General features: G+C 63.8%; 24 protein-coding genes. 5 read left to right on the top strand and 19 right to left on the bottom strand.

Annotation, left to right across the window (positions count from 1 at the left end):
- Position 1 precedes the first annotated feature (1 nt).
- The gene (locus tag IGS61_RS14615) at positions 2–271 is read right to left on the bottom strand and encodes a MoaD/ThiS family protein (RefSeq protein WP_230540228.1); all 270 of its coding nucleotides are present in this window, start codon (positions 269–271) and stop codon (positions 2–4) included.
- A 91-nt stretch (positions 272–362) separates the two neighbouring features.
- On the opposite strand from IGS61_RS14615, the gene IGS61_RS14610 reads away from it, so the two are divergent.
- The gene (locus IGS61_RS14610) at positions 363–674 is read left to right on the top strand and encodes a hypothetical protein (protein WP_230540227.1); all 312 of its coding nucleotides are present in this window, start codon (positions 363–365) and stop codon (positions 672–674) included.
- A gap of 1 nt (position 675) precedes the next feature.
- Here the strand turns inward: IGS61_RS14610 and IGS61_RS14605 are convergent, their stop codons facing one another.
- The 12 genes from IGS61_RS14605 to IGS61_RS14550 all read right to left on the bottom strand — a co-directional run bounded on the left by IGS61_RS14605 (position 676) and on the right by IGS61_RS14550 (position 13246).
- Positions 676–978, bottom strand: coding sequence for a 2Fe-2S iron-sulfur cluster-binding protein (locus IGS61_RS14605; RefSeq protein ID WP_230540226.1), 303 nt, complete (start codon positions 976–978; stop codon positions 676–678).
- A gap of 9 nt (positions 979–987) precedes the next feature.
- A complete protein-coding gene (locus IGS61_RS14600; protein WP_230540225.1) occupies positions 988–2139 on the bottom strand; it encodes a Gfo/Idh/MocA family protein in 1152 nt (383 codons plus the stop codon).
- A 9-nt stretch (positions 2140–2148) separates the two neighbouring features.
- Positions 2149–3201, bottom strand: a complete 1053-nt coding sequence (locus IGS61_RS14595; protein ID WP_230540224.1) for a sugar phosphate isomerase/epimerase family protein — start codon at positions 3199–3201, stop codon at positions 2149–2151.
- 111 nt (positions 3202–3312) lie between these two features.
- Complete coding sequence (locus IGS61_RS14590) at positions 3313–4248, bottom strand: substrate-binding domain-containing protein (RefSeq protein ID WP_230540320.1); 936 nt, start codon at positions 4246–4248, stop codon at positions 3313–3315.
- A 97-nt stretch (positions 4249–4345) separates the two neighbouring features.
- On the bottom strand, positions 4346–5353 hold the full coding sequence (locus IGS61_RS14585) for an ABC transporter permease (RefSeq protein WP_230540223.1): 1008 nt from the start codon (positions 5351–5353) through the stop codon (positions 4346–4348).
- A complete protein-coding gene (locus tag IGS61_RS14580) occupies positions 5334–6821 on the bottom strand; it encodes a sugar ABC transporter ATP-binding protein (RefSeq protein ID WP_230540222.1) in 1488 nt (495 codons plus the stop codon). The genes IGS61_RS14585 and IGS61_RS14580 overlap by 20 nt, the downstream gene beginning before the upstream one ends.
- Entirely contained in the window at positions 6821–7846 is a 1026-nt protein-coding gene (locus tag IGS61_RS14575; protein WP_230540221.1) for a LacI family DNA-binding transcriptional regulator, read from the bottom strand. The genes IGS61_RS14580 and IGS61_RS14575 overlap by 1 nt, the downstream gene beginning before the upstream one ends.
- Positions 7847–8039: 193 nt before the next feature.
- Positions 8040–8948 (bottom strand): glycerophosphodiester phosphodiesterase, encoded by a 909-nt coding sequence (locus IGS61_RS14570; protein ID WP_230540220.1) that lies wholly within the window; start codon positions 8946–8948, stop codon positions 8040–8042.
- Positions 8923–10563 carry a hypothetical protein gene (locus tag IGS61_RS14565; RefSeq protein WP_230540219.1) on the bottom strand — a complete coding sequence of 547 codons (1641 nt, stop codon included), beginning with the start codon at positions 10561–10563 and terminating at the stop codon, positions 8923–8925. Before IGS61_RS14565 ends, IGS61_RS14570 begins: the two co-directional genes overlap by 26 nt.
- 1 nt (position 10564) lies before the next feature.
- Positions 10565–11425 (bottom strand): hypothetical protein, encoded by an 861-nt coding sequence (locus IGS61_RS14560; RefSeq protein ID WP_230540218.1) that lies wholly within the window; start codon positions 11423–11425, stop codon positions 10565–10567.
- A gap of 28 nt (positions 11426–11453) precedes the next feature.
- A complete protein-coding gene (locus tag IGS61_RS14555) occupies positions 11454–12485 on the bottom strand; it encodes a hypothetical protein (RefSeq protein ID WP_230540217.1) in 1032 nt (343 codons plus the stop codon).
- On the bottom strand, positions 12482–13246 hold the full coding sequence (locus tag IGS61_RS14550) for a hypothetical protein (RefSeq protein ID WP_230540216.1): 765 nt from the start codon (positions 13244–13246) through the stop codon (positions 12482–12484). Before IGS61_RS14550 ends, IGS61_RS14555 begins: the two co-directional genes overlap by 4 nt.
- 187 nt (positions 13247–13433) lie before the next feature.
- On the opposite strand from IGS61_RS14550, the gene IGS61_RS14545 reads away from it, so the two are divergent.
- The 4 genes from IGS61_RS14545 (at position 13434) to IGS61_RS14530 (ending at position 17870) form a co-directional block, all read left to right on the top strand.
- Positions 13434–14816: a caspase family protein gene (locus IGS61_RS14545; protein ID WP_230540215.1), complete on the top strand. Its 1383-nt coding sequence runs from the start codon at positions 13434–13436 to the stop codon at positions 14814–14816.
- Between the two features lie 85 nt (positions 14817–14901).
- A complete protein-coding gene (locus tag IGS61_RS14540; protein WP_230540214.1) occupies positions 14902–15723 on the top strand; it encodes a hypothetical protein in 822 nt (273 codons plus the stop codon).
- Positions 15724–15758: 35 nt separating this feature from the next.
- Entirely contained in the window at positions 15759–16490 is a 732-nt protein-coding gene (locus IGS61_RS14535) for a hypothetical protein (protein WP_230540213.1), read from the top strand.
- A gap of 114 nt (positions 16491–16604) precedes the next feature.
- Positions 16605–17870, top strand: coding sequence for a DUF6445 family protein (locus IGS61_RS14530; protein ID WP_230540212.1), 1266 nt, complete (start codon positions 16605–16607; stop codon positions 17868–17870).
- Between the two features lie 135 nt (positions 17871–18005).
- Here the strand turns inward: IGS61_RS14530 and IGS61_RS14525 are convergent, their stop codons facing one another.
- The 6 genes from IGS61_RS14525 to IGS61_RS14500 form a co-directional block, all read right to left on the bottom strand.
- A complete protein-coding gene (locus IGS61_RS14525; protein WP_035823672.1) occupies positions 18006–18947 on the bottom strand; it encodes a LysR family transcriptional regulator in 942 nt (313 codons plus the stop codon).
- A gap of 93 nt (positions 18948–19040) precedes the next feature.
- Positions 19041–20015, bottom strand: coding sequence for a glycoside hydrolase family 43 protein (locus tag IGS61_RS14520; RefSeq protein ID WP_230540211.1), 975 nt, complete (start codon positions 20013–20015; stop codon positions 19041–19043).
- Between the two features lie 3 nt (positions 20016–20018).
- Positions 20019–20993 carry a galactofuranose ABC transporter, permease protein YjfF gene (yjfF, locus tag IGS61_RS14515; RefSeq protein ID WP_230540210.1) on the bottom strand — a complete coding sequence of 325 codons (975 nt, stop codon included), beginning with the start codon at positions 20991–20993 and terminating at the stop codon, positions 20019–20021.
- Entirely contained in the window at positions 20990–22075 is a 1086-nt protein-coding gene (locus IGS61_RS14510; protein WP_230540209.1) for an ABC transporter permease, read from the bottom strand. Before IGS61_RS14510 ends, yjfF begins: the two co-directional genes overlap by 4 nt.
- A complete protein-coding gene (locus IGS61_RS14505; protein ID WP_230540208.1) occupies positions 22072–23613 on the bottom strand; it encodes a sugar ABC transporter ATP-binding protein in 1542 nt (513 codons plus the stop codon). The genes IGS61_RS14510 and IGS61_RS14505 overlap by 4 nt, the downstream gene beginning before the upstream one ends.
- A 9-nt stretch (positions 23614–23622) precedes the next feature.
- Positions 23623–24597 carry an ABC transporter substrate-binding protein gene (locus IGS61_RS14500; protein WP_230540207.1) on the bottom strand — a complete coding sequence of 325 codons (975 nt, stop codon included), beginning with the start codon at positions 24595–24597 and terminating at the stop codon, positions 23623–23625.
- Between the last annotated feature and the right edge of the window lie 17 nt (positions 24598–24614).

Genomic DNA, 24614 nt, shown 5'->3' with positions numbered 1-24614 from the left:
ATTAACCTCCGGAAAGTGCCTGCAAGATATACACCTGGCTGTCGGGCCGCAATAGGTCGTCCAGCACGCGCCGCTCGCGGCAACGGGCGCCATCGATGAAGATCACCACGTTCGGACGCAAGGCGCCCTGCTCGTCGAGCACGTAGCCGCGCAGGCGCGGCTGCTGGGCAAAGACGCTATCGAGGGCGGCGCGCAGGCATGGCGCCGCCACGTCCACCGTGGGGACGTCGAGGAAACGCGCCAGTTGTTGCGTAAAATGCAAGTTCGCCATAGTGCCTTTGACGTCGTCGGCCTGGACTCATTCTAGTCCGCTTTACGGCCAATACAATTAAAATAGCGGCAAGCACACAAGGAGGCCAGGCATGACGATTACCCCGGAAGAACTAGCGGTGCTGATGCAGGAAGTGGAAGTGGCCGACCCGATCGACTTTGCCGACCTGCCCTTCGACGATCAGGAATTGCGCGGCCTGATCGCCAATCACCTGTGCGAGATGGCCGACGCGATGGAAAGTTTCAGCCCGGAAGACCGCAACCTGGCCCTGCTGGCCGTGGCGGCCAAGCTGGTGCTGGAAAACCTGGTCTTGCACGTGCAGCTGCTGCGCCGCCACGGCTTGCCCGTCAGCGACGGCGTGGAAGCGCTGCTGCAGCGCCTCAAGGGCGGCAAGCCAACGTGAGTCAGGTGCCCGTGCGCACGGCGCGCGCCTGGATGGTGACATCGCTGTCCGCCACGGCCACGCAGGGCAGGATATAGCCGTCGAGCCGTTCATCGGGACTGATGCCGGGCCAGTCCACCGTGTAGCGCACCTTTCCTTCGGGCATGTGACAGAGGCAGGTGCGGCACGTGCCGTTGCGGCAGGAACTGAGCAGGCGGATGCCGGCCAGCTCGGCGGCGGCCAGCACGGTGGTGCCCGCTTCGGCCGGGAATTGCCCGCCTTGCGGGACGATGGTAACGATAAAGGTGGTCAGGGGCGCGCTCATGCGCCCAGTTTAACAGTCCGCCAGGGTGGTCCAACTACCGCCCTGCGCATGGCTGCGCAGCACGGCTTCGGCAAAGGCCAGGCCCGCCACGCCATCGGCCACCGTCGGCAACCAGCTGGCTTCGGTGGGCACGGGCAAGCCCGCCTGCAGGGTGCGGATGGCCAGGGCCGCATCCAGGTACAGCTGGGCAAACGCTTCCAGATACCCTTCCGGATGGCCGGCCGGCACGCGCGTGGCGTGGCGCGCGGCGGCGCTGTCGACCCGGCCCGGGCGCAGCAACTGGCGGTTGCCGCCCTGCGGAGTGAACCATAACGCGTTCGGTTGTTCCTGGTCAAAGTCCAGCTGCGCCTTGCTGCCGAACAAACGCAAACGCACCGTGTTTTCGCAACCGGTCGCCACCTGGCTGGCCCACAGGGTGCCTTTGGCACCGTTGGCGTAGCGCAGCATCACCTGCACGTGGTCGTCCAGGGTGCGGTGCGGAACAAAGGTGGACAATTCCGCCAGCACGGCATGCGGCGTCAGGCCGCTGACGAATTGCGCCAGGTGATACGCGTGCAAGCCCACGTCGAGCAGGGTGCCGCCCGGGCCTGCTTTCAGCGGGTCGTTATGCCAGTTGCCCTCGCTCATGCCGCCCGCGTGTATCGCGTCGGCCAGCCAATCCTGCGAATATTCGACTTGCACGAGGCGCAGCTCGCCGATTTCGCCCGCCTCGACCATCGCTTTCGCATGGCGCAGCAGCGGATAACCGCTGTAGGTATGCGTGAGCGCAAACAGCAGGTTTTTCTGCTTGGCCAGCGCGGCCAGCGCCTGCCCTTCCGCCAGCGAGATGCCCAGCGGCTTGTCGCAGATCACATGGATGCCCGCTTCCAGGAACGCCGTGGCGACGGGCGCATGTAAATGATTCGGCGTGACGATGGCCACGGCTTCGATGCCGTCCGGGCGCTGGCTTTCCGCCTGCGCCATGGCGCGGTAATCGCTGTAGCAGCGCTCCGGAGAAAGATGCAGCGCGATGCCGCTGTCGCGCGCGCGCTGCGGGTCGGACGACAGGGCGCCCGCCACCAGTTCATACTGGTCGTCGATCCGCGCCGCGATGCGGTGCACGGCGCCGATGAACGCGCCCTGCCCGCCCCCTACCATGCCCAGCCGTAAGCGTCGCTGCATATCGTTTCCTTATTTCAAGCCAAGCAAGTGATGGATTTGATCCTGGTCAACAGCACTGCCCGCGAAATCGTCGAACGCGTGCTGCGCCACGTGGATGATGTGTTCGCGGATGAAACGCGCCCCTTCGGCCGCGCCGTCCTCCGGGTGTTTCAGACAGCATTCCCATTCCAGCACGGCCCAGCCCGGGAAGTCGTACTGCGCCATCTTCGAGAAAATCGCCTTGAAGTCGATCTGCCCGTCACCGAGCGAGCGGAAGCGCCCGGCCCGGTCTTGCCAGTCGCCGTAGCCGCCATACACGCCCTGGCGCCCGTTGGGACGGAATTCCGCATCTTTTACATGGAAAGCCTTGATGCGCGCATGATAAATGTCAATGAACGCCAGGTAATCGAGCTGCTGCAGCACGAAGTGGCTGGGGTCGTACAAAATGGACGCGCGCGGGTGGTCATGGACGGCGGCCAGGAAGCGCTCGAACGTCACGCCATCGTGCAAATCCTCGCCCGGATGCAGTTCATAGCAGAGATCCACGCCGGCAGAGTCAAACGCATCGAGGATGGGCAGCCAGCGTTTCGCCAGCTCGGCAAATGCCGTTTCCACCAGCCCGGCCGGGCGCTGCGGCCACGGGTACAGATACGGCCAGGCCAGCGCGCCGGAAAACGTCACGTGGGCCGTCAAGCCCAGGCGCCGCGAGGCGGTGGCCGCCCACAGCAGCTGCTGCGTGGCCCAGGCCGTGCGCGCAGCAGGATCGCCGCGCACCTGTTCTGGCGCAAAGCCGTCGAACAGCGCGTCGTAGGCCGGATGCACGGCGATCAGCTGGCCCTGCAAATGCGTCGACAATTCCGTCACCTGCAAGCCGTGGCGCGCCAGCAAGGCGACCACGTCGTCGCAGTACTGCTGGCTGCTGGCTGCTTGTTCCAGATCAAACAGGCGCGGCGCCGTCGGCAGCTGCAAGCCCTTGTAGCCCAGGCCGGCCGCCCATTGCGCCAGGTGCTCGAGCGAGTCGAACGGCGGCTCGTCGCCGAGAAACTGGGCCAGGAAGATGGCCGGGCCCTGGATGGTTTTCATGGAAATTCCTTAAAATCAAATTGGAAGGTCGGTCCCTGCGGGATCGGAATGCGTCCCATTGGGACGCATTCCCCCTTCAGGTACGACCCCAGCCCTCGTCTTGGGGTGTAATTAAAAAGGCGAGTTCGGAAAGTAAAACTGCTTGGCGTTCTCGCGCGTGATCAGCACCGAGGGGATGATCGTGTTGGCCGGCAATTTATCACCTTTCAGGCGCGCTTCCGTCGTCAGCTTGATGGCGTCGTACATGAACTTCGGCGAGTACGACACGTCGGCCACGATCAGCGGGTCGGAACCGTCCATGATCTTTTTCACCGCGCCCTTCGCGCCCGCGCCGCCGAACACTTGCTTGATGTCCGTGCGCTTGGCTTGCGCGATGGCCTTCTGCACGCCGATGGCCATGTCGTCATCGGCGGCCCAGACGGCGTCGATGTGCTTGAAGCGGGTCAGGTAATCCTGCATGACCTTGAAGGCATCGTCGCGGTTCCAGTTGCCGTACTTGGCATCCAGGACCTTGATGTCGGGATGGCCCTTCATCACGGCAGAAAACGCGTCAAAGCGCTCGTTGTCCAAGGTGGTCGGCATGCCGCGCAGCACGACGATATTGCCCTTGCCATTCAAACTTTTCGCCAGGTATTCGGCTGGCAGCTTGCCGAAGGCCGTGTTGTCGCCGGCGATGTACGCATCCTGCGACTGCGTGTTCGTCAAGCCGCGATCCACCACGGTCACGTACACACCCTTGTTTTTCACTTGCGCCACGGGCTGCGTCAGCGAGGCCGACTCGATGGGGAAGATCACCAGGGTGTTGATCTTGTTCACCGTCAACATATCCTGCAGCTGGTTCGCCTGTTCGGGCGCCGTGGCGGCCGTCTTGACGATGATTTTCAGCCCCGGATGGGCCTTCTCGAGTTCCGCCTTAGCCTGGTTCGCCCACCACACGATGCCCGAGGTAAAACTGTGCGTGGCCGTGGGGATGGCCACGCCGACAACCAACTTATCAGCCGCCTGCGCACTCGGCAGCGCCCACGCCTGCATCACCAGCACTGCCATCCCTGCTACCCCTGCTACCCGTCTAAAGCTCTTCATGCTGCTCTCCTCCAAGGTTGTGGGCGCCCGGTGGCCGCCCTTTCAGAACGCCGCTCTTGTTTTATTTGCGGCCTCGCTGCAGGAAGGCGACGGCAATGATCACCACGCCTTGCACTGCGGCATTCAGGTAGACACTGATGATGCTGGTCAAATTCAGGATGTTGCTGATCACGGATAATAAAATCGCGCCGATCACGGTGCCGACGATGCGCCCCTCGCCGCCCTTCAGGGCCGTGCCGCCGACGACGACGGCGGCGATGGCTTCGAGTTCCCACAGCAAGCCCGTCGTCGGCGTGGCCGAACCCAGGCGCGGCACGTACAGCACGGTGGCGATGCCCACGCACACGCCCAGCAGCATGTAGGTGGCAATCTTGACCTTGTCGACATTGATGGCCGCATAGCGCGCCACTTGCTCGTTGGAACCAATCGCCTGCACGTGGCGGCCAAAGGTCGTGCGGTTGAGGATGACGGCGCCGGCGGCGGCAACGATCAGGAAAATCCAGATCGGGATGGGCGCGCCCAGCACGCTCGTGTAGTAGACGGGGCTGTACAGCTCGGACAGGGTGGCGTCCAGGGTCAGCGCGCCGCCGTCGGCCAGATACGTCAGCACGGCGCGGAAGATGCCCAGGGTGCCCAGGGTGACGATGAACGGTTCGATATTGCCCTTACTGATCAACAAGCCGTGCATCAGGCCGAAGCCGGCGCCCAAGACCAGGGCCATGGCGATGCCCAGCACCAGCATGGTGATCGGCGCCAGGTTGCCCCCCGCGCCTTGCGCCAGCGCATTCATGAAATAGATCATGCAGCCGGCGATCAGGGCCGCCATCGAGCCGACCGACAGATCGATGCCGCCGGAAATGATGACGAAGGTCATGCCCACCGCGATGATGCCGATGAAGGCCGTGCGCGTGAGCACGTTCATCAGGTTATCGAGGGTGGCGAAGTCGCCGTTGAGCAAGGTGCCCGCGATGCACAGAGCTAACAAGCCCAGCACGGGGCCAAAGCCCTTGATGCGCGCGCCGAATCGGGAGATTGGAGATACGGTGGTGTCAGTGCGTGCCGGTTGCATGGGCAATCAACTCCTCTTCGGTCAGGTGGTCAGCAGACAGGGTGGCTTGCAGGGTGCCGGCGCGCATCACGGCGACCCGGTGGCACAGGCCGATCAATTCGATCAATTCCGATGAAATCACGATCACGGCGCGCCCTTCGGCGGCCAGGCGGTGGATCAGAAAATAAATGTCGCGCTTGGCGCCCACGTCCACGCCCCGGCTCGGTTCATCGAGCACGACGACGCGGGGGTCCGAATGCAGGTATTTCGCCAGCGCCAGCTTTTGCTGGTTGCCGCCCGACAACATGCGCGCGCGGCTGTCCAGGTCGCCCGTGCGGATATTGAAGTCTTCAACCGCCTTGGCCAGCGCCTGCTTCTCTCCGGCAACATCGAGCCAGGGCCGCGCATAGCGCTCCATCGTCATCAGGGTGAGGTTTTCGCGCAATCCCAGGTTCACGTGCAGTCCCTTGCCCTTGCGGTCTTCGCTCAGATACGTCATGCCGTGCTGCATGGCTTGCCTGGGCGTGCGGATGTCGACTTCTTGGCCATTGATCTCGATCAAGCCCGCGCTGCGCGGGCGCAAGCCCAGCAGTGCCTCGAACGATTCCGTGCGCCCCGCGCCCACCAGCCCCGCAAAGCCCAGCACTTCGCCGGCGCGCACTTCGAAAGACAAATCCCTGGACCAGCCCGGCACCGTCAGCCCCTCGACTTTCAGCAACACAGGAGACTCTTCCGCCAGCGGCGCTTTCGCGGGGAACATGTCGGACAATTCGCGCCCCACCATCAGATTCGCCATCTGCTGGCGCGTGAGGCTGGCCGTCGGCTCGCGCGTGACGAAACGCCCGTCGCGCATGACGATGACCTCGTCCGTGTTGCGTTCCACTTCGTCGAGCTTGTGGGAGATATACAAAATGGTGACGCCATCGCTTTTGAGCTGCGCCATGACGGCGAACAGCCGCTGGGTTTCCGACGACGTCAGGGTGGCCGTCGGCTCGTCCATGATCAAAAAGCGGGCGCGGCGCGACAGGGCCTTGGCGATTTCCACAAGTTGCTTTTCTGCAACGATGAGGTCGCGTATTTTGGTGTCGGGCGAGACGTCCAGCCCCACCTGTTTCAAATAGCGCGACGCTTCCTCGCGCATGGCGGCCTCGTCGAGCAGCCAGCCGCGCGTCTTTTCGTGGCCTAAAAACATGTTTTGCGCCACCGTCAGGTGCTCGGCCAGGTTGAATTCCTGGTGGATCAGCACGATACCGGCAGATTCCGCCGCGCGCGAGCTGGCGAAGCGCCGGGGCTGGCCATCGATCAGCAATTGCCCTTCGCTCACCGCCTCGTAGCCGGCGAGGATTTTCATCAGGGTCGACTTGCCGGCGCCGTTTTCGCCCAGCAAGCCATACACGCGCCCGGGCGCCAGGGTAAAACTGACGCCATGCAAGACGCGCACGGGGCCAAAATCCTTGCACACTCCCTCGAAACCGACGGCAACGCTCACTATGCACTCCCTCGCAAGACCAAGTTATGTTCAAGCAACACGCCCGGCACGCTGGCTGCCGGGTCCGCCAAGCGCTGCAGCAGCAGGCGGGCCGCCGTCTCGCCCAGCTCGCGCATCGGCTGCGCGATGGTGGTCAAACCGGGGGCCATCTGCGCGGCGATGGCGATATCATCGAAGCCGATGACGGCCACGTCCTCGGGCACGCGCTTGTTCAGCTGGCGCAGCGCGCTCAAGACGCCGATGGCCAGGGTGTCGGAGACGGCAAAGATGGCCGTCGGCGCATCGGGCTGCGCCATCATGCGCAACGTAGCGGCCGTGCCCGCTTCATAGTCGAGGCTTTGCACCGTGTGCACCCACTGGGGCCGCACGGGCAGGCCGGCCGCGGCCAGGGTGTCCAGATAGCCTTGCTGGCGTTGCCGCGCGTACAAATAGCGCTCGTCGGAGTTGATCAGGCCGATGCGCGTATGGCCGCGCGACAGCAGATGCGCGACGGCATCCGACGCGGCCCGGTGGTTATCGATGCCGACATAGGGCACGGCCACGGCGGGGTCGAATTCGCAGCACGCCACCCACGGCAAGCTGGCGGACTCATGCGACAGCGCATGCTGCACCGTGTCCGGGTCCAGGCAGATGGCGCCGTCGGCGCGGTGCATGCGCAGCAAGTCGAAGTAGGAGCGCTCGCGGCCCGCATCGGCGCCCGTGTCGCACAGCAATACAAAATAGCCGTGTTCGCGCGCCACCGTGTCGATGCCGCGCACGATTTGCGCATAAAACGGATTGCCCACGTCAGGCACCATGGTGAGCAGCATGCGGCTCTCGGCCGTGCGCAGGCTGCGCGCCAGGTGGTTCATGCGGTAGCCGAGCGCGGCCACGGACGCGAGCACCTTGTCGCGCGTGGGCGCCCGCACGCCTGCCTGCTCGTTCATCACGCGCGAGACGGTGGCCACCGACACACCCGCATGCGCGGCGACGGCGCTGATGGAGACGGTTTCTGTCGGCAAGGAAGACGGGACGGCTGGCAGCATGGGGTTTTTCACATAAATGTAATCGATTACATTTATAGGCCAGTCACGCGCGCGATGCAAACATTATCGATGCTGCAATGCGCAAAAGATGTGCAAAAAGCGGCCCTGTACGGGCCGTTGGACGCTGCTATTTCTGGGACTGCAAGGCGTTCTGCTGCACGGCAAAACCAGCGCCTCGCAGAGCAGCGAAAACTTATTTCATCATCGCACAAAACGTTTCGGGATTGCCGTCAAGAATGACGCCGCTGGGCAGGCGGTGGCTGCGCTGCTGGGCGCGCAACAGGGACGCGGCCAGGGCCGAGTCGCCATCGACGGCGTAGACGAAGACGGGCATGTTCAGGCCGGCCGCGTCGTCCAGCAGCCTGGGATTGGCGTCCAGGCTGCGCGCATCGACGTGCACGCCGACGGGCATGCCGATCTGCTGCTGCACGCGCTGCAGCCACGGCTTGTCCAGCTTGGGCGGACGGGCATTTTTCGCGATATAGCGGCTGACCCGGTTGGCCCCGGCCGCCTGCGCATTGCGCGCGTCAAACACGAGCAGGCCCAGGTAACCCTGCGGATCGGCGCGGCGCGCGCAAGCGAGGTTGTTCGGCACGCCCGACGTCAAGAACCAGTTGCCATGCTTGATGCCGCGCAACTGCGTCACCAGAGTGGCGATGGGCGCGCACGACGGCACGACGTCCTTGATTTCCGCATTCAGGGTCTTGGCCGGGAACGCGGTGGCCAGGTCGGCGACGTCGGTCACAAAGGGCGGCGTTTCCGGCGTGAGCACGCCGCGGTTCTTCATGCTGGCCGCGCGCCAGTCGTCGGCCGTCAATTGTTTCACGGTGCGGGGCGCGCCCGTGTCGACCACCCTGCCCGTGAGCAGGTCGTGATGCACGACCCAGTTGCCGTCACCCAACAGCTGCAAATCCGTCTCGACGCCGTCCCAGGTGCCGAAATACGTGTTGCGCAGGGCGCTCAGCGAGTTTTCCGGCGCATTGCCGGCGCCGCGGTGGGCGTGTACCTTCATGCCCAGGCAGTCGGCCTGGACGGCCGTGCTGGCCATGCACAGCAGCAAGGCCAGGGCGGCCGCCTTATTTCTTTTCCGGGTGATAACCATATTCGAGTCCCTGCAAAACATTGATGCGGATCGCTTCGTTGACGGGGTAGCTGTAACCCTGCCCCACCGCCACGACGTGCGTGATATTGGCCAGCAAGCCCTTGCCGGCGATTTGCCAGCGCGTGCTGTCGTCGGCCGCCTGGCGGTTCCAGTCCAGCATCTGGCGGAACAGCTCGCTCTTCGTGACATTGTTGTCCGACAGGCTGAAGATGCCCCAGGTTCCCAGGAAGGCGCCGGCCAGCACGCCCGTGGCGATCCAGGCGGAACGGCGGCTCAGCTGGCCATCGGCGCCCGCCTGCTCGCCCCGGCGCGCCGCCAGCACCAGCAAGCCCACGGTGGCGATCAGGTACAGCAGTTTCGAAAAGTGGCCGATGGCGCCCAGGAGCGAGAAAAACAGGGCCACGGGCGGCACGATGGCGGCGCGCGCCGCTTCCTTGCCCTCCGCATAATACTTGCCATGCACTTCGAAGTCGCTGCGGCTGGCGCGGTATTCGACCAGCTTTTCCGCCGTCTGGCGCGCGGCGAACTGGTCGAACAGGCGGCTGAACTCGGCCGGGCTCGCATACGCGTCCTGCACCACGGCACCCTTGGGCAACCGCAAGCCCTTGCTCGCTTCGCTGCCGTCGCCACCGTCCGGCCCGTCGCGCAGGACGGCCTGGATGCCGGGGCGCGCCACGAAGGCGGGGAAGGACAAGCCGGGCGGAATGCGCTCGCCCTTGACCGTCAAACCCTTGCTGGCCGCTTCCGACGCATAGCGGCGCTTGACGGCGGCGCGGAAGCTCAACTGGTCCGCAGGATGCCAGTTGGCCGACACGGGCACCTTCTTGCGCACATTGTTGACGACGGCCGCCTTGCGCCGCGCCGGCACGGAATGCGGCTGCCAGCCGTGGCGCGACAGGCTTTGCCGGTAATCGTTCCACGCGGATTCCTGCTGCTGGCGCAAGCCCGCATCGTCGTCGGGAATGATACCCGAATACAATTTCCACTTGTCATGCACCTCGCCGATCGCCTGCTGGTACTTGTCATAGTAGCCGGCCGCGCCGCCGGCGATCTTGCGGACATTAAAATTGATCAACTGTTCCTTGGCCGGCTCCATGCGCTCGTCGAGGTGGCCCACCGAGACGGCCAGAAACGGAAACAGGGCGAGGAAAGCCTTGCCTTCCGGCTTGGCAAACAGGGTGGCATCGTCGACCAGGCCCTGCAATTGCAGGCTGCCGCCCACCAGCGAGCGCTGCATCAGGGTGGTGTTGAAGGCCAGGCGGCGAAATTGCGCATCGCGCGTTTCCACCAGCACCGTGACCGTGGTCTTCAGAATGCCGAATACGACCGCCGTCGTGGCGAAGCAGCAAAAGAGGATCTTTTTCCAGCTGGGGCCGCTGCCATTGTTCTTCAGGCGGCGGCGCCACATCAGTTGCAGCACCACCAGCGCGGCGGCGATGCCCGACAGGCTGCGGCCATAGAATTCCACGCCCTCCACGTCGTGCGGCTTGACGTCGCCGCCCACCACGTCGAGCAAACGGGCGTTAAAGCCCAGCTCGCAGCACAAATAAATGATCGTCAGGACGATCAGGATCAAGGTCTGCCGGATTTGCAGACTGCGCAAACTCGCGGCCATCTTATTTCCTCAGATCGATGACGACGGGCTTGATCTCTTCGGCCTGGAAGATCATCGGCGCGGCCGCCGGCGCAGAAGCTGCGCTGCGCGGGGCCGGCAGGCTGATGGCGGGCGCCGCCTTGGCCTGGGTTTCCTGGCGGCGCGGCTTGGCGCTGGCACGGCTGCCCGCTTTCGGCGCGGCGGCAGGGGCCGGAGCGGCGGCCGGCGGCGCCGGGATCACGCGGCCGCTGTCGCTGCCGCTCCCAGGCACGGTGGCAATCGCGGGGCCGGTGGCGCGCAAGGCGTCGTCGGCAAACGGCTGGGCGCGCGTATCGACGCCGGGCGGCACGGCCACGCTGGCGTTGAGCAGGCGGTTGTCCGTGTAGATCATGCGCGACAGGCGGTTGTAGTTGGGAAAGTCGATGTTCAGCGATTTGGCGTCCGCCGCCAGTTCCACGCGCGGGCGGTCCTTGCAATTGCCGACCGTCCACTGCAGCACGTCCGTGCCCTGGAAAGCCAGCACTTCATAGCGGTAGGCGCAGCCGCGCTCCTGGGTTTCCACGATCACCACCGTGCGCTCGCCCACGTTTTCCACGCGCGCCACGCGGGCCGTGATCGCGTTGGCCAGCGGCACGACACGAAACGCCTGCGACAGCTTGATCGAATACTTGCCTTGCGGATCCTTGCGCAAGGTGCCTTCCGTGCCGTCGCGCAAGCGGAAGGTGGACAGCGGCGTGCCGAACAGCTCGGCAGTATCGAGGCCCATCATCACGCCGCCACGGCCGTTCGGCGTCATGGCGCAGCCCGTCAACAGCATGCCGGCGGCCAGGCCCATGGCCAGTGTGCGCCAGTGCGCGGATGCAAAATTCTTATACGTTGTCATGCTTGATAACTTTCTCTTATTTCAGGATTCAGGGATTGATGACGGCCAGCGGATTGTCCGGGCCTGGCGGCGGCAAGACTTTCTGGCGGTTGCGCGACAGCACGGTGAAGGCGCCCAAGGTGTCCGGCCCGGCGACGATTTCCAGCTGCTCGCGCTGCAGCCACGCGCGGATCTCCGCCTCGCTTGCTTCGGCACGGAACAGCACGCGCGTGCGCACGCCCGTCTCGACGCCGCTGCGCTGTGGGGCACCATTGCGGAATTCCGCATTGCCAACGACAGCCTGGTCTTTCGGCAGGAACAGCCAGGCCGATTGCACCACCATCACGCTGGCGGCCACGGCCGTGACGATCTTCAGCCAGCGGTTCGCATTGGCCGCCTTGATTGGCGTCAACTGTGACGCGGCGGCATCGGCCGGGGCGATCTGCAACTGCTGCAGCCCCTGGCGCAACAATTGCCGGTAGGCCACGCGGCCATCCTTGCCCAGCTCGCTCGACAGGGGCGTGCCAGTCAAGGCGTAATCGCCGCCGGGCAAGGCCACGCGGGCGATCACGCCGGGCGCCGCGGCGGCTCCATTGGCGCGGCCATGCGTTTCCAGCCAGCGCGCCGCCTGCAGGCGCTCCTGGCTGAACACGCCCAGGCAGGCGCCCAGGTCCGTCACGGCCACGGTGACGGGCATGTCGCACAGCACCAGGCCCGCGCGCGGGTCGGCGGGCGCGTCGCGCTCCTCGACCACGAGGCCGCAGGCGTCCGCATACGACGCGTCCGGCGTGACGAGCCAGCCGCGCCAGCGCTGGCGCGTGCTGTCCCAGACGTCGAGCAGCACGGCGCCAAAGCCGGGGCAACGCGCCAGCAGGTGGATTTGTCCGCCCGCGATGGGCCGCCCGGCCAGGGGCGCGGCGTCGCTGCGGCGCGCAAAGCGTTGCATCAAGTGTTCCGGTACGGCAATACCGCGCCAGTCGGGGGTGTCGCCCGCCACGTCCGCGTCCAGCAGCTCGGCGGACGACGGGGGCGATGGCAGGCGCGCGGCAACGATGGCCAGCGAGGGCGTCAATGCAGTCATGCCGGTGGCCTTTCATCAGGGTTCGGGGAGGTGGACACGGGATCCAAGTGCAGGGATAACGCGGCCACGCACAAGATATCCAAAACTATTTGCGCCGCCTGCATGTCGCGCGCGGCCAGGCTGTCGCCCACGCGCAGCTTGAGCAGGGTCAAGACCCAGCTGCCCAGCAAGGTGGCGCGGTGGGCCGGCTCGACCACCTGGCGCCCGGCACTGGCGGGATCGCCCTTCTGCCGGTGCACGAGACCTAATTTTCCGCCGTGGTAATGCGCGGACGCGATCTGCTCGGCCAGTTCCTTGACGGGCATGCCGCCGCAGCCGCAATGACGCAGCAGCAAGATCAAATCGCGGGGCAAGGTGGCGATGAACACGTCGGCCGCTGCGCGCACCGATGCCGGAGTCAGCTGGTAGTCGCGCAGCGGCGCCGCATAAGAGTCGGGCGCCTGCAAGTCGCAGCCCTCTTGCGCATCGGCATCCTCGTCATCGCGCTGCTTGCGCAACTGGTCGATGATGAAGCGCTTGAAGTACAGGAACAAGGCGCCGACGTGGTGGGGCGCGGCGTCGCTGTCGCCGTGGAGGACTTTTTCAATGAAAAACTGGTGGCGCAAGTCGGCCAGCGAATCGCCAAGCGAGGCCGCCTCGCGCGGGCGGCATGGCGTCAGCGCGGCGATGACGCGCTGGTAAAACTCGCCCAGTTCGCCTTGTGTCAGCCGCTGGCGGCGCGTCCAGAAGTCATGAATGCGTTCAAATTGTTCCGATTGCAAAGCCGGTCCGATCGTGTGTTGGGCGGCACGCGCCACTGGCCGGCGGCGATGCGCACAGGCAAACAAGCAATGCGCTGGCCAGACAAGAGAAACTTGTCAGTAAGGTAAAATGCATTTAGGCAATTTTCTCATATCACAGTAAAAATCGCTAACTTTTGTTACTTTCACGACAATCCCCGAGACCCCGATGCAACGCCTGATTCCCCTGTTTTTCAGCCTGTTCGTTTTACTGTTCAGCAACATGGCGCACGCCGCCTTGCCGGCGGCTCCCGGCAAGCGCATCGCCCTGGTGATCGGCAACGCGGCCTATCCGCAGCCCCTGTTAAATCCCGTGAACGATGCGCGCGCCATGGCCGAGCGCCTGCGCCGCCTGGGTTTTGAGGTGCTGTTGCGCACGGACATCAATGCGCAACAGCTGCAAAAGGCGTCGGCCGAGTTTTCCACGCAGGCGCGCGGTGCCGATATCGCCCTCGTGTTTTACGCGGGCCACGGCGCCCAGGCGGGCGAAGCCAATTATGTGTTGCCGCTGGGCGCGAACATGCATGCGCTGAATGCGGCGGCGATTGCCGCGCAGGGCGTGTCCGTGTCCAGCCTGGCGGGCGATCTGCAGCGTTCGGGCGCGCGCGGCGCCGTGCTGATCCTCGATGCTTGCCGCCAGGAATACACGCGCGGCGGCGCCGTGATGGTCCCTGGCGGCGGCAATGCGGCCAGCCACGGCTTTGCCGACACGCAAGCGCCGCGCGGCGTGGTGATCGCCTATTCGGCCGGTCCCGGCGCCCTGGCGCGCGATTTCTGGTCGCCCGATTCGCGCAACAGCCCATATACCAGCGCCTTGCTCGACGCGCTCGACGCCCCGGGCTTGCCCATGAGCGACGTCTTCTCGCAAGTGGCGGCGCGGGTCGCCGCCATGACGCACGACGTGCAAAAACCGCGCGTGTCGTTCGGCGAAACGTCGGCGCGCCTGGTGCTGAACATGGGCAGCGGCAAGGGTGTCAGCCAGGCAACACCGGGCGTGCTGGCCGGCGCGCAGGGCGGCATGCGCGCACCGGTCCCGGCGCCTGCGCCAGCGGTGGAAAAGCCGGCCGTCCCCGGCGTCAAGGTGTGGCCTGGCAATGTGCTGCAAGACATTAACTATGAAATCCGCATGCAGATCGCGGCGCGGCCGTTTCCCCGCCAACAGCTGGAAAAGCGCGCGCGCGGCGGCGACCTGGTGGCGCTGACGGCGCTCGGCTACGGCATCGGCGGAGGCGATGCGGGAATCAAACAGCCGAAGGCGGGCATGCAGTGGCTGGAAAAGGCGGCCGCGAAAGACTTTCCTATCGCACAGACCTATCTGGCCGAATTGCTGATGATCAAGGGTGACCCGGCCTCGCTGAAACGGGCGGGCGTGCTGCTGGACGCCGCCTCGCAGGCCGGCTACAGCCCCGCCCATGCGTATAAATTCGACCTGGCGCGGCGCACGGGCGCGCCGCCGCAGGATGCGGCCCGGCATTTGCAGGATGCCTTCATGGGCTTGATGAAGGATTACCAGGGCGCCGCCAAGGACATGATGCAGCCGCCGAAAAAATAATTTGAAATAATTTTGGATTTCCCTGAACTGCCCCCGTTATCCGTGGGTACATGCAATACAGCATGACAGTGACCAGGGAAATTCCATGCAAGCATCCAGCCCAGCAACCATTACCACCGGCCAACGGGGCCGCATCCTCGCCTACCAGGCAAGCGGACAAGGTTCCGTCAGCGTGGCCGGCATCCAGCATGCCTTCGACATCGCCACCCACTGGCGTTCGGACGTGGCGCCCGCCATCAACGCCGTCGTCGATGTGCGCTTCGACGACGCCGGCGGCCTCGCCACCGTCACGGCCATTCCCGCGCAGCAACTGGCGCAGGAAGACATGGCCGGCGCCGCCAAGCTGGCGCGCGACAAGGGCCAGCAACTGTGGGGCCGGGCCGTCTCGGCGCTCGGCATCCAGGTGCTGGGGGCTCTTGGCGTGCTGATCGCCGGCGCCTTCATCTTCAACACCATCGGCATCCGTTTGTTCGCCTCCGTCTCACGCACCTATTGGCAGCTGCTGGGCCTGTCCGCCGACAGCCTGGAAAGCTTTGCCCGCGATGGCGGCAGCGGTTTTACCTCCGCCCAATTTTTCTTCCTGCTGGCCATTGCCGCCTGCTGCGCCACCATGGCCAGCAACCACCCGAAAGCGGCGCTGGGCAAGTGCGCGCCGCTGCTGTTCATCGTCCTCCACAGCAGCTTGCTGTTCATCAGGATCAAAGGCGCCGTCAGCGACGCGGGCAACGCCATGGGCGGCATCATGGGCAGCCGCGCAGCCCGCATGGCCGAGCAGATGGCCAGCGAAATGCTGGGCCAAGTGTGGCAGGGACTGTCGTTCGGCATCGGCTTTTATTTGGTGCTGGCCGCTTCCATCGTCCTGGCCGCTTACGGCGTCGGCGAATACAAACGTAAAACCATCGGCTAAGTCAGCCACTCTCCACTTACTTTGAAGGAAATATCATGCACCGTACCCTGCCCGCCCTGCTCGCCATCGCCATCCTGCTGTCCGCCTGCGGCAAGCCCTCCGAGAATGCAACTCCTGTCGCTTCGGCGCCCGCCACCAGCGTGGCCGACATGGCTGCCAAAGCCCAGGTAAAAGCGGCGGCCGCCAGCCTGCCGCAAGCGGACGCCGCCACGCCAAGCGCCAGCTATGTCGACATTACCAGCGGCAACCAGTTGATGTACAGCTACATCGCCCTGTCCGGCGTGCCGCCCGACTACGCGGCCGTGGCGCAGCGCATCTCGCGCGAATATGCGGGCAGCAACGACGCCTTCCGCAAGCAGGAAGTGCTCGACGCCCTGAAACCGCAGATCGACGCCAAGGTCAATGAAGCGAAGACGAAACGCTACCTGCGTTACCAGATCAATGGCCAGGGCGCGCTGTCGCCGTACGCGATGGACAAGGCCGCCTTCCCCGCCAAGTTCGCCGAAGCGGGCACGTATTACTACATGTACGACAACGGCGACTACAAGCTGGCATTTAGCAACGGCGACGGCTACTCGCTGCTGAAGGTGGACCAGGAAGCGGCGCGCAAGATCGAGGCGGCGCGCAGCGGCTACAAGGATTTCGCCATCGTCGTGTACGCCTATGCCCAGGAAGCGGACATGGCCAGCAACCAGGTCAAGGCGCAGATCGTCAAGGTGGCGATCAAGCTGAACGGGCAGGAAATTCCTGTGCAGCAAGCGCTGTAAACCCAAGGGCAGGTACCGGGCTCGGACCCTCAGGGTCCGACCCCAGCCTTCGTTTGGGTTCACGACCTCGCCACTTGCAGTTACACTATTCGCCAACAACATCGAGAGTGAGACATGGGCGAACAGACACTGGCGGAACAACAGCTGGCCAAGGGCCGGCAACTGCAGCAGCAAGGCAGGCTGATCGAAGCGATCAACGCCTATCAGGCGGCTTTTAAACAGGACCCGGCCCTGGCCGAAGCCCAGCATTTCCAGGGCCTGGCGATGCTGGAACTGGGCCAGGGCACCATCGGCCTGGGCCTGTTGAAACTGTCGCTCAAGCAACAGCCCGACAACGCCCTGTTCCACTACAACCTCGGCAATGTGCTGCGCGGCACGGACAGCGAGGCGGCGCTGGCCAGCTACGCCACGGCGGCGCGGCTGGCGCCGCACGAGCACGATTTCGCCATCAGCCATGCCGAATTGCTGCTGGGGAAGCAGCGGCTGATGGATACCATCGCCGAACTGGAACGTGCCCACGCGCTGCGTCCGCAGCGCTGGCAAACCCTGCAGGGCCTGGCCGACCTGTATTACCGCACGGGACAGCAGGAACTGGCCTTGGCCCGCTATGCGCAAGCCCTGGCGCTGCATCCGGCACTGGCGCAAACGTGCTGCATCGGCTTTGCCAGTCCGCAAGCGGAATACGCCGAAACTTTGACGGCACTCAATGCCGCAGATGACATACACGATTTTATCCGTGAAACCGACCTGCACATCATCGACGACTTCCTGCCCGATCCCGCCGCCTGGCGCGCCCAGGCGCTGGCGTTGCCATTCGAGCAGCAGCGCTATGCGGGACAGAACTATCCGGGCAGCCAGACGGCGGGCCAGCCCAGCCAGGCCATCATGGAGCGCATCGCCACGGCGCTGGGCCGCCCCATCCGTTTCATCTCGCCCGACAACGGCTCGTATCGCCTCAGCTATGCGGACGCGATGGCGCGCACGGATATCCACGTGGACAACGAGACGGGCAACAATTTCAATTTCTATGCGGGCGTGCTGTACCTGAATCCGCCCGAACAGTGCCAGGGCGGCACCACGTTCTGGCGCCACCAGCCCAGCGGCTGGTACCGGCGATTGCCCGAGGCGGACGTGAAAGCGGGCGGCTACGCCAGTTTCAAGGATTTCCAGAAACGCTGGCTGCCGAACAGTAAAGTACAGAAATTCAACGACTTACAGGAACAGCGCGACAGTTGGCAAGCGCTGCTGGAAGTGCCCATGCGCCACAACCGCCTGATCGTCTACAAGGGCCATTACTTTCACTCGATCAGCAATGTGTTTGGCGACACGCCGGAAAATGGCCGGCTGGTGCAGCTGTTTTTCTTTGAAGTGCCCGATTAAGTTATTCGCAGTAAAAATCGCCGAAGTTGATGACGGCGCCCAAGAAAATGTTCAAGGCTAGGCGCCGTGCCGTAGGCAGTACGAATGTACGACAAGGCACGGCAACAACGCCATGGACGTTTTATTGGGTGATCGTCAATACATGTCGGCAGCCGTCGCCCGTACAGCTTTGAGCAACATATCCGCCCCCGGCGACAACAGATGATCCTGCTGGCGAATGATGCCGAAGGCATCCATCTTGCACGGCAGTTCGATGGGCAAAATGCTCAGCACGTTCAACGATTCATAGTAATGGGCCACTTCCGTCGGCATCACGTGCAGCGAATCCGTCTGCTGCAGCAGGGACGTGATCAGCAGCAAGGCGGTGGTGTCGACCACGTCCACGGGCGGCTCCAGGCTGGCGCGGCGGAACATCATGTCGAAGCGGTGGCGCAGGATGCTGCCCTGCGGCGGCAAGATCCACGGCTGGCCCGCCAAATCTTTTAACTGCAAATTCTTGCGCGACAGCAGCGGGTGGCCATTGCGCGCCACGGCGCTGGCCGGCTCTTCCGTCAATTCCTCGTAGATGAGGCCGGCGCTGCTTTCCTTTTCCAGGATGCGGCCGATCATGAAATCGAGCGTGCCATGCTGCAGCATGTCCATCAGCGTATTGCTGTGCTCCAGGTGCACGCCGATGCGCATCAGCGGCGCCTGCTGCTTGATGCGGGCAATCGCGCGCGGCAGCAAGGCCATGGCCGGCGTCATGATGACGCCCACTTCCACCTGGCCCGTCAGGCCTGATTTGAGCGCGACGATGTCGTCATGCGCCAGCGACAGGCTCGTCAGGGCCATGCGCGCGTGGCGTATCATCGTTTCGCCGTAGATGGTCGGCTCCATGCCGCGCGGCAACCTGTCGAACAGGCGCACGTCCAGCATCTCTTCCAGATCCTTGATTTGCTTGGACGCGGCCGGCTGCGTCATGTGCAATTCTTCCGCCGCGCGGTGGATGTTGCGCTGCTCGTCCAGGGCGATCAGCAGCAGCAGTTGCCGCGTCTTCAGGCGGGCTCGCAAGAACCAGTTGGGGTTGAGGGTATCCATGAATAAATCATATCATGATCGATATCAGTTTTAACTCAATATCGATATTCCAGATATCGGTTTGTCTCCTTTTTGAGCGTCGTCAAGCAGCGATCACGATGCCTTGCAGGCAGCGCTCGGGTTGGCTGCCGGGCCAGCCGTCTGCTGGATGAATTCGATCGTGCCGTCAGGCTTGTATTTCAGCTCTTCCACGGCCACGGAACGCCGGTATTCTCCGCCGCCGGGCAACTTGTCGTTGTGATAGAAGATGTAGGACTTGCCGTTGAATTCGATGATGGCCTGGTGAATGGTTTTCACGACGGCATTCTTGTCCATGATGGCGCCGCGGAAATGCCATGGGCCTGTCGGCGTCGGCCCCGTCGAATACGCCGTTTCTTCCGGGAAGTTGCGCGAGTACGACAAGTAATACGTGCCCGCATGCTTGTGCATATAGGCCGCTTCCGTGAACGCATCCATGCCGAAGGTCAAGATCGGGCCGTCCAGCTCCGTCATATTCGCTTTGAGTTTGGCGTACTTCAAGACCGTATTGCCCCAGTAAAGATAGGCTTGGCCATCCGTGTCGATGAAGACGGCCGGGTCGATGTCGTCCCACGGGATCGCCGTCTGTTTCGTCATGTCGTTCGTGATCAGGGCGCTGCCGCGCGCGTCGACGAAGGGGCCGGTCGGGCTGTCGGACACGGCCACGCCGATGGCCTTGCCGGGGATGGTCTTGTGGTCGACGGTCGAGTAAAAATAGTATTTGCTGCCGCGCTTGACGATGTCGCCCGCCCAGGCATCCTTGCCGGCCCAGGAAAACGTGGAAAAGCGCACGGGCGAGCCGTGATCGATCCAGTTGGCCATGTCGCACGAGGAATATACGCGCCACTCGTTCATCCGGTAATCCGTGTCCGTGGCACTCGCTTCATCGTGACCGACGTACAAATACACGCGGCCATCGTCGACCAGCGCGGCCGGATCGCCCGTGTAGATATTTTTTACGATGGGGTTGGCCGCCTGTGCACCGAACGTGGCGCAGGCGAGCGCCAGCGCCATGCCGATGGTTGCGGCACGTGTGTGTTGCTTCAACATCGATTAACTCCCTTTGGTGGTTTTCTGGCCCATGGCCATCAGTCTTTGCACGACGCAAAAGACGAACAGCAGGCCGCCGATGACGATCTTGGTCCACCACGAGCTGAGCGTGCCGTCGAAGGCGATCAGGGTCTGGATGGTGCCCAGCACGAGCACGCCGGACAGCGCGCCCGCCACGTAACCGTAGCCGCCGCTGAGCAGGGTGCCGCCGATGACGACGGCGGCGATCGCGTCCAGTTCCGTGCCTTGCGCATGCAAGCCATAGCCGGACAGCATGTAGAACGAAAACAGCACGCCGCCCAGGGACGCACAGAATCCGCTGAAGGCGTAAATGAAAACCTTGGTGCGGCCCACGGGCAAGCCCATCATCAGGGCCGACTGTTCATTGCCGCCGATCGCATACACGGCGCGGCCAAACGGCGTGGCGTGCGCCAGCCAGATGGCCAGCAGCAAAGTGACCACGGCAATCACGACGCCGGGCGAAACGAAGCCGCCGAAGAAGCCCAATTGCGTCTGCGACATGGCCACGAACAGCGGATCATCGATGGTGATGGAATTGATGCTGATCAAATAGCACAGGCCCCGCGCCAGAAACATGCCGGCCAAGGTGACGATGAAGGGCTGCAATTTGAAATAATGGATCAGCGCGCCCATGCCGGCGCCAAATACGCTGCCCAGCGCCAGCACGGTGAAGATCACCAGGAGCGGCGGCCAGTGCGCCACGTTCAGCAGCCAGGCCGCGATCATGGTCGACAAGGCCAGCACGGAACCGACGGACAGGTCGATGCCGCCGGAAACGATGACGAAGGTCATGCCGACGGCGATCACCAGCAAAAAGGCGTTATCGATCAACAAGTTAAAGATCACTTGCGTGGACAGCAGGCCCGGGTAGGCGGCGCCGCCGAGGCCCAGCATCACCACCAGCAGCAAGACCGTGACGAGCGAGGTGAAATACGGGGTGTGCAGCAAGCCCTTCATGCTTTTCTCCGATGCAGCAATTGCTTGAATTCCGACGATTGCGACAGGCAGACGAGGAACACGACGACGGACTTGACGACCATGTTCACCTCGGGCGGCACGCCGAGCGAATAGATCGTGTAGGTCAGGGTCTGGATGATGAGCGCGCCGATCATGCTGCCGACCAAGCTGAACTTGCCGCCTGCCAAGGACGTCCCGCCCAGGGTGACGGCCAGGATGGCGTCCAGTTCCAGCATCAGGCCCGCATTGTTCGCGTCGGCGCTCTTGATGTTCGAGCTGATCATCAGCCCGGACAGGCCGGCGCAGGCGGCGCAAAAGACGTACACAAAGAAAATCAAGGTCGCCGTCCGGATGCCGGCCAGGCGCGCGGCGACGGGATTGATGCCGACGGCCTGGATGAACAGGCCCAGGGCCGTTTTGCGCATCAGCAAGGCGGTGATGAGGAACACGGCCGCGACGAGGAACAGCGAGAACGGCAAGCCGAACAGATAGCCGCTGCCGATGAAGAAGAACGGTTGATAATAGACCGTAACGATCTGCCCATCCGTCAGCAATTGCGCCAGGCCGCGTCCCGCCACCATCAGGATCAGGGTGGCGACGATGGGCTGCAATCCCAGGCCCGCCACCAGCACGCCATTCCAGGCGCCGCACAGCAGGGCCGCGCCCAGGGCGGCCGCCAGGGCCCAGCCCATGGGGATGTTGCTCACATAGGTGGGCACGCCGTTGTCCATCACCATGGTGCCGCCGATCAGCATGGCGGCCACGGTGCCGGACAAGGCCACGACGGCGCCCACGGAAATGTCGATACCGCGCGTGGCAATCACCAGGGTCATGCCCAGCGCGGCCAGCATCAAGGGCGCCGCGCGGTTGACGATGTCGATCACGCTGCCGTACAAATGACCATCGCGGATTTCCAGATGGAAAAAGCCGGGGATCGCGAAGAAGGCCACCAGCAACAGCAGCAACAGCGCGGCCAGGGGCCGGCTCAGGGGGTGGTGTAAAACGGTATGCACAATGGAAGAATCCGTGGTGGCAGCCGCACGCGCCGCAGGGGCGGCGGGCGACGATGTGGTCATGCTCATGCGGTCTCTCCGGCAATCACTTGCAGCACGGAACTATCATCGAGCTCGCCGCGCGCATAGTCGCCGCAGGCCTTGCGGTCGCGCATGACGACGATACGGTCGCTGCAGCGCAGCACTTCCGGCAGTTCGGACGAAATGAACAGAATCGCCATGCCCTTGCGGCACAGCTTGCTGACATAGCTCATGATTTCCTGCTTGGCACGCACGTCGATGCCCCGCGTCGGTTCATCGAGAATCAGCATGGCGGGCGACGTCACCAGCCAGCGCGCCAGCAAGGCCTTCTGTTGATTCCCGCCCGACAGGCTGCCGATAGGGGTTTCGATGCTGGCCGTCTTGATGCCGAGCGCCTTCACGTATTCATCGGCCAGCGCCTGCTGGCGTTTAAAGGGGATGGCGCGCAGCAAGCCCGTGCGGGCTTGCAAGGCTAAAATAATGTTTTCGCGCACGGAGAGCGACAAAATCGCCCCCTCGTGCTTGCGGTCTTCCGAGCAAAAGCCGATGTCGCGGGCAATCGCGTCGCGCGGCACGGCGAAGTGGCGCGGCTGGCCCTGCATGGTGATCGTGCCCGAATCGGCCTTGTCGGCGCCGAACAGCAATCGCGCCAGTTCCGTGCGGCCCGACCCAAGCAAACCGGCCAGGCCCAGCAATTCACCCTGGCGGATGTGGAAATCCATGGGCAGCAAGGCGCCCTTGCGGCCGAGGCCCTGCGCTTCCAGCACATTCGGGCCGAAGCTGGCCGCGCCCGCTTCTTGCGCCAGGTCAAGCTCTTGCGCTTGGGTATCCGCCGCCACGCCGATCATTTTATTGACCAGCGCCAGGCGCGACAGTTCGCTGCACGCATACTCTCCCTCGCGCTCGCCATTGCGCATGACGGTGATGCGGTCGGAAATGGCATACGTCTGGTCGAGAAAGTGAGTCACAAAAAGAATCGCCATGCCCTGCCCGCGCAGGCGGCGCAGCACGGAAAACAGCAGATTGACTTCCGCCTCGTCCAGGCTGGACGTGGGTTCGTCGAGGATCAGCACGCGGGCCGAAATGTTCAGCGCGCGCGAGATGGCCACCATTTGCTGGATGGCCAGCGGAAAACTGGACAGTTGCGCCGTGACATCGATATCGATCTGCAATTGCTGCAGCAAGGCACGCGCCTGCTGCTGCATGGCACGCCAATCGATGAAGCCGAAGCGGCGCGGATAGCGGCCAATAAAGATGTTTTCCGCCACCGACAGGTTCGGGCACAGATTGACTTCCTGGTACACGGTGCTGATGCCGAGCGCCTGCGCATCCGACGTGGACGCGGGGGCGATAGGCTTGCCGTCAAACAGGATCTGGCCGCTGTCGGGCGTGTAGACGCCCGTCAGCACCTTGATCAGGGTCGACTTTCCCGCGCCATTTTGCCCCATCAGGGTGTGCACTTCGCCCGGATACAGGCGCAGGGCAACATCGCTGAGGGCTTTGACGCCCGGAAAGGCTTTACTGATGCCGCGCAACTCCAGCAAGGGAGCTGGCGCGGCCGTGTGATGCGCTTGCGTATTCATCATGCGGCAAGCTTAGTATTTACGGTTCGGGAATTCCTTGGCGGCCACCTCGGCAGGGAACACGCCTTCCACCGTCGTGATGCGCGCCGGCACGGGTTTACCGGCCACCACGTCGCGGGCGATGGACATCAGTTGCGGGCCCAGCAGCGGGCTGCACTCGACGGTGACGTTCAGCTTGCCGGCGATCATGGCCTCGAATGCGCCTTTGACGCCATCGATCGAGATGATGATGATGTCCTTGCCCGGCTTCATGCCCGCTTCTTCGATGGCCTGGATGGCGCCGATGGCCATGTCGTCATTGTGCGCGTACAAGACGTTGATCTTCTTGCCTTCGGCCTTCAGGAACGCTTCCATCACTTCCTTGCCCTTGGCGCGCGTAAAGTCGCCCGTTTGCGAACGGATGATCTTCAGCTTCGGATTCTTGCCCACCACTTCCAGGAAGCCCGCCTTGCGGTCGATGGCCGGTGCGGAGCCGACCGTGCCTTGCAGTTCGACGATGTTCAGCGTGGCGTCCGGGGTTTTCTTGGCATAGTCCAGCAGCCACTGGCCGGCGCGGCGGCCCTCTTCCACGAAGTCGGAACCGATGAAGGTCACGTACAGCGATTTGTCGGCCACGTTGACGGCGCGGTCCGTCAGGATGACGGGAATCTTGGCGGCCTTGGCTTCGCGCAGCACCGTATCCCAGCCCGATTCGACGACGGGCGAAAAGGCGATCACATCGACCTTTTGCGCGATGAACGAGCGCAGGGCCTTGACCTGGTTTTCCTGCTTTTGCTGCGCATCGGCAAATTTCAGGGTGACGCCGTCTTTCTTGGCGGCATCTTTGATGGAGACGGTATTGGCGGTGCGCCATTCGCTCTCGGCGCCCACCTGCGAAAAGCCCATGACGAGGGGCTTGGCGGCAAACGCGGACGAGGTAGCCAAGGTGGTGGCAGAAGCGGCCAGCAGCATGGCGCTGGCGAGGAGTGTGCGGCGTGTCAATGTCATTCTTGTCTCCAGTTTTT

Source organism: Janthinobacterium sp. FW305-129 (assembly GCF_020858115.1).
Classification (GTDB): domain Bacteria; phylum Pseudomonadota; class Gammaproteobacteria; order Burkholderiales; family Burkholderiaceae_D; genus Janthinobacterium.
The sequence above is the reverse complement of the archived record's forward strand: the minus strand, read 5'-3'. Positions and strand labels throughout refer to the sequence as shown.

Coding starts and splice junctions, on each gene's coding strand:
- IGS61_RS14615 (WP_230540228.1), bottom strand. CDS start 271: ATGGCGAACTTGCATTTTACGCAACAACTGGCGCGTTTCCTCGACGTC.
- IGS61_RS14610 (WP_230540227.1), top strand. CDS start 363: ATGACGATTACCCCGGAAGAACTAGCGGTGCTGATGCAGGAAGTGGAA.
- IGS61_RS14605 (WP_230540226.1), bottom strand. CDS start 978: ATGAGCGCGCCCCTGACCACCTTTATCGTTACCATCGTCCCGCAAGGC.
- IGS61_RS14600 (WP_230540225.1), bottom strand. CDS start 2,139: ATGCAGCGACGCTTACGGCTGGGCATGGTAGGGGGCGGGCAGGGCGCG.
- IGS61_RS14595 (WP_230540224.1), bottom strand. CDS start 3,201: ATGAAAACCATCCAGGGCCCGGCCATCTTCCTGGCCCAGTTTCTCGGC.
- IGS61_RS14590 (WP_230540320.1), bottom strand. CDS start 4,248: ATGGCAGTGCTGGTGATGCAGGCGTGGGCGCTGCCGAGTGCGCAGGCG.
- IGS61_RS14585 (WP_230540223.1), bottom strand. CDS start 5,353: ATGCAACCGGCACGCACTGACACCACCGTATCTCCAATCTCCCGATTC.
- IGS61_RS14575 (WP_230540221.1), bottom strand. CDS start 7,846: ATGCTGCCAGCCGTCCCGTCTTCCTTGCCGACAGAAACCGTCTCCATC.
- IGS61_RS14570 (WP_230540220.1), bottom strand. CDS start 8,948: ATGGTTATCACCCGGAAAAGAAATAAGGCGGCCGCCCTGGCCTTGCTG.
- IGS61_RS14565 (WP_230540219.1), bottom strand. CDS start 10,563: ATGGCCGCGAGTTTGCGCAGTCTGCAAATCCGGCAGACCTTGATCCTG.
- IGS61_RS14560 (WP_230540218.1), bottom strand. CDS start 11,425: ATGACAACGTATAAGAATTTTGCATCCGCGCACTGGCGCACACTGGCC.
- IGS61_RS14555 (WP_230540217.1), bottom strand. CDS start 12,485: ATGACTGCATTGACGCCCTCGCTGGCCATCGTTGCCGCGCGCCTGCCA.
- IGS61_RS14545 (WP_230540215.1), top strand. CDS start 13,434: ATGCAACGCCTGATTCCCCTGTTTTTCAGCCTGTTCGTTTTACTGTTC.
- IGS61_RS14540 (WP_230540214.1), top strand. CDS start 14,902: ATGCAAGCATCCAGCCCAGCAACCATTACCACCGGCCAACGGGGCCGC.
- IGS61_RS14535 (WP_230540213.1), top strand. CDS start 15,759: ATGCACCGTACCCTGCCCGCCCTGCTCGCCATCGCCATCCTGCTGTCC.
- IGS61_RS14530 (WP_230540212.1), top strand. CDS start 16,605: ATGGGCGAACAGACACTGGCGGAACAACAGCTGGCCAAGGGCCGGCAA.
- IGS61_RS14525 (WP_035823672.1), bottom strand. CDS start 18,947: ATGGATACCCTCAACCCCAACTGGTTCTTGCGAGCCCGCCTGAAGACG.
- IGS61_RS14520 (WP_230540211.1), bottom strand. CDS start 20,015: ATGTTGAAGCAACACACACGTGCCGCAACCATCGGCATGGCGCTGGCG.
- yjfF (WP_230540210.1), bottom strand. CDS start 20,993: ATGAAGGGCTTGCTGCACACCCCGTATTTCACCTCGCTCGTCACGGTC.
- IGS61_RS14510 (WP_230540209.1), bottom strand. CDS start 22,075: ATGAGCATGACCACATCGTCGCCCGCCGCCCCTGCGGCGCGTGCGGCT.
- IGS61_RS14505 (WP_230540208.1), bottom strand. CDS start 23,613: ATGATGAATACGCAAGCGCATCACACGGCCGCGCCAGCTCCCTTGCTG.
- IGS61_RS14500 (WP_230540207.1), bottom strand. CDS start 24,597: ATGACATTGACACGCCGCACACTCCTCGCCAGCGCCATGCTGCTGGCC.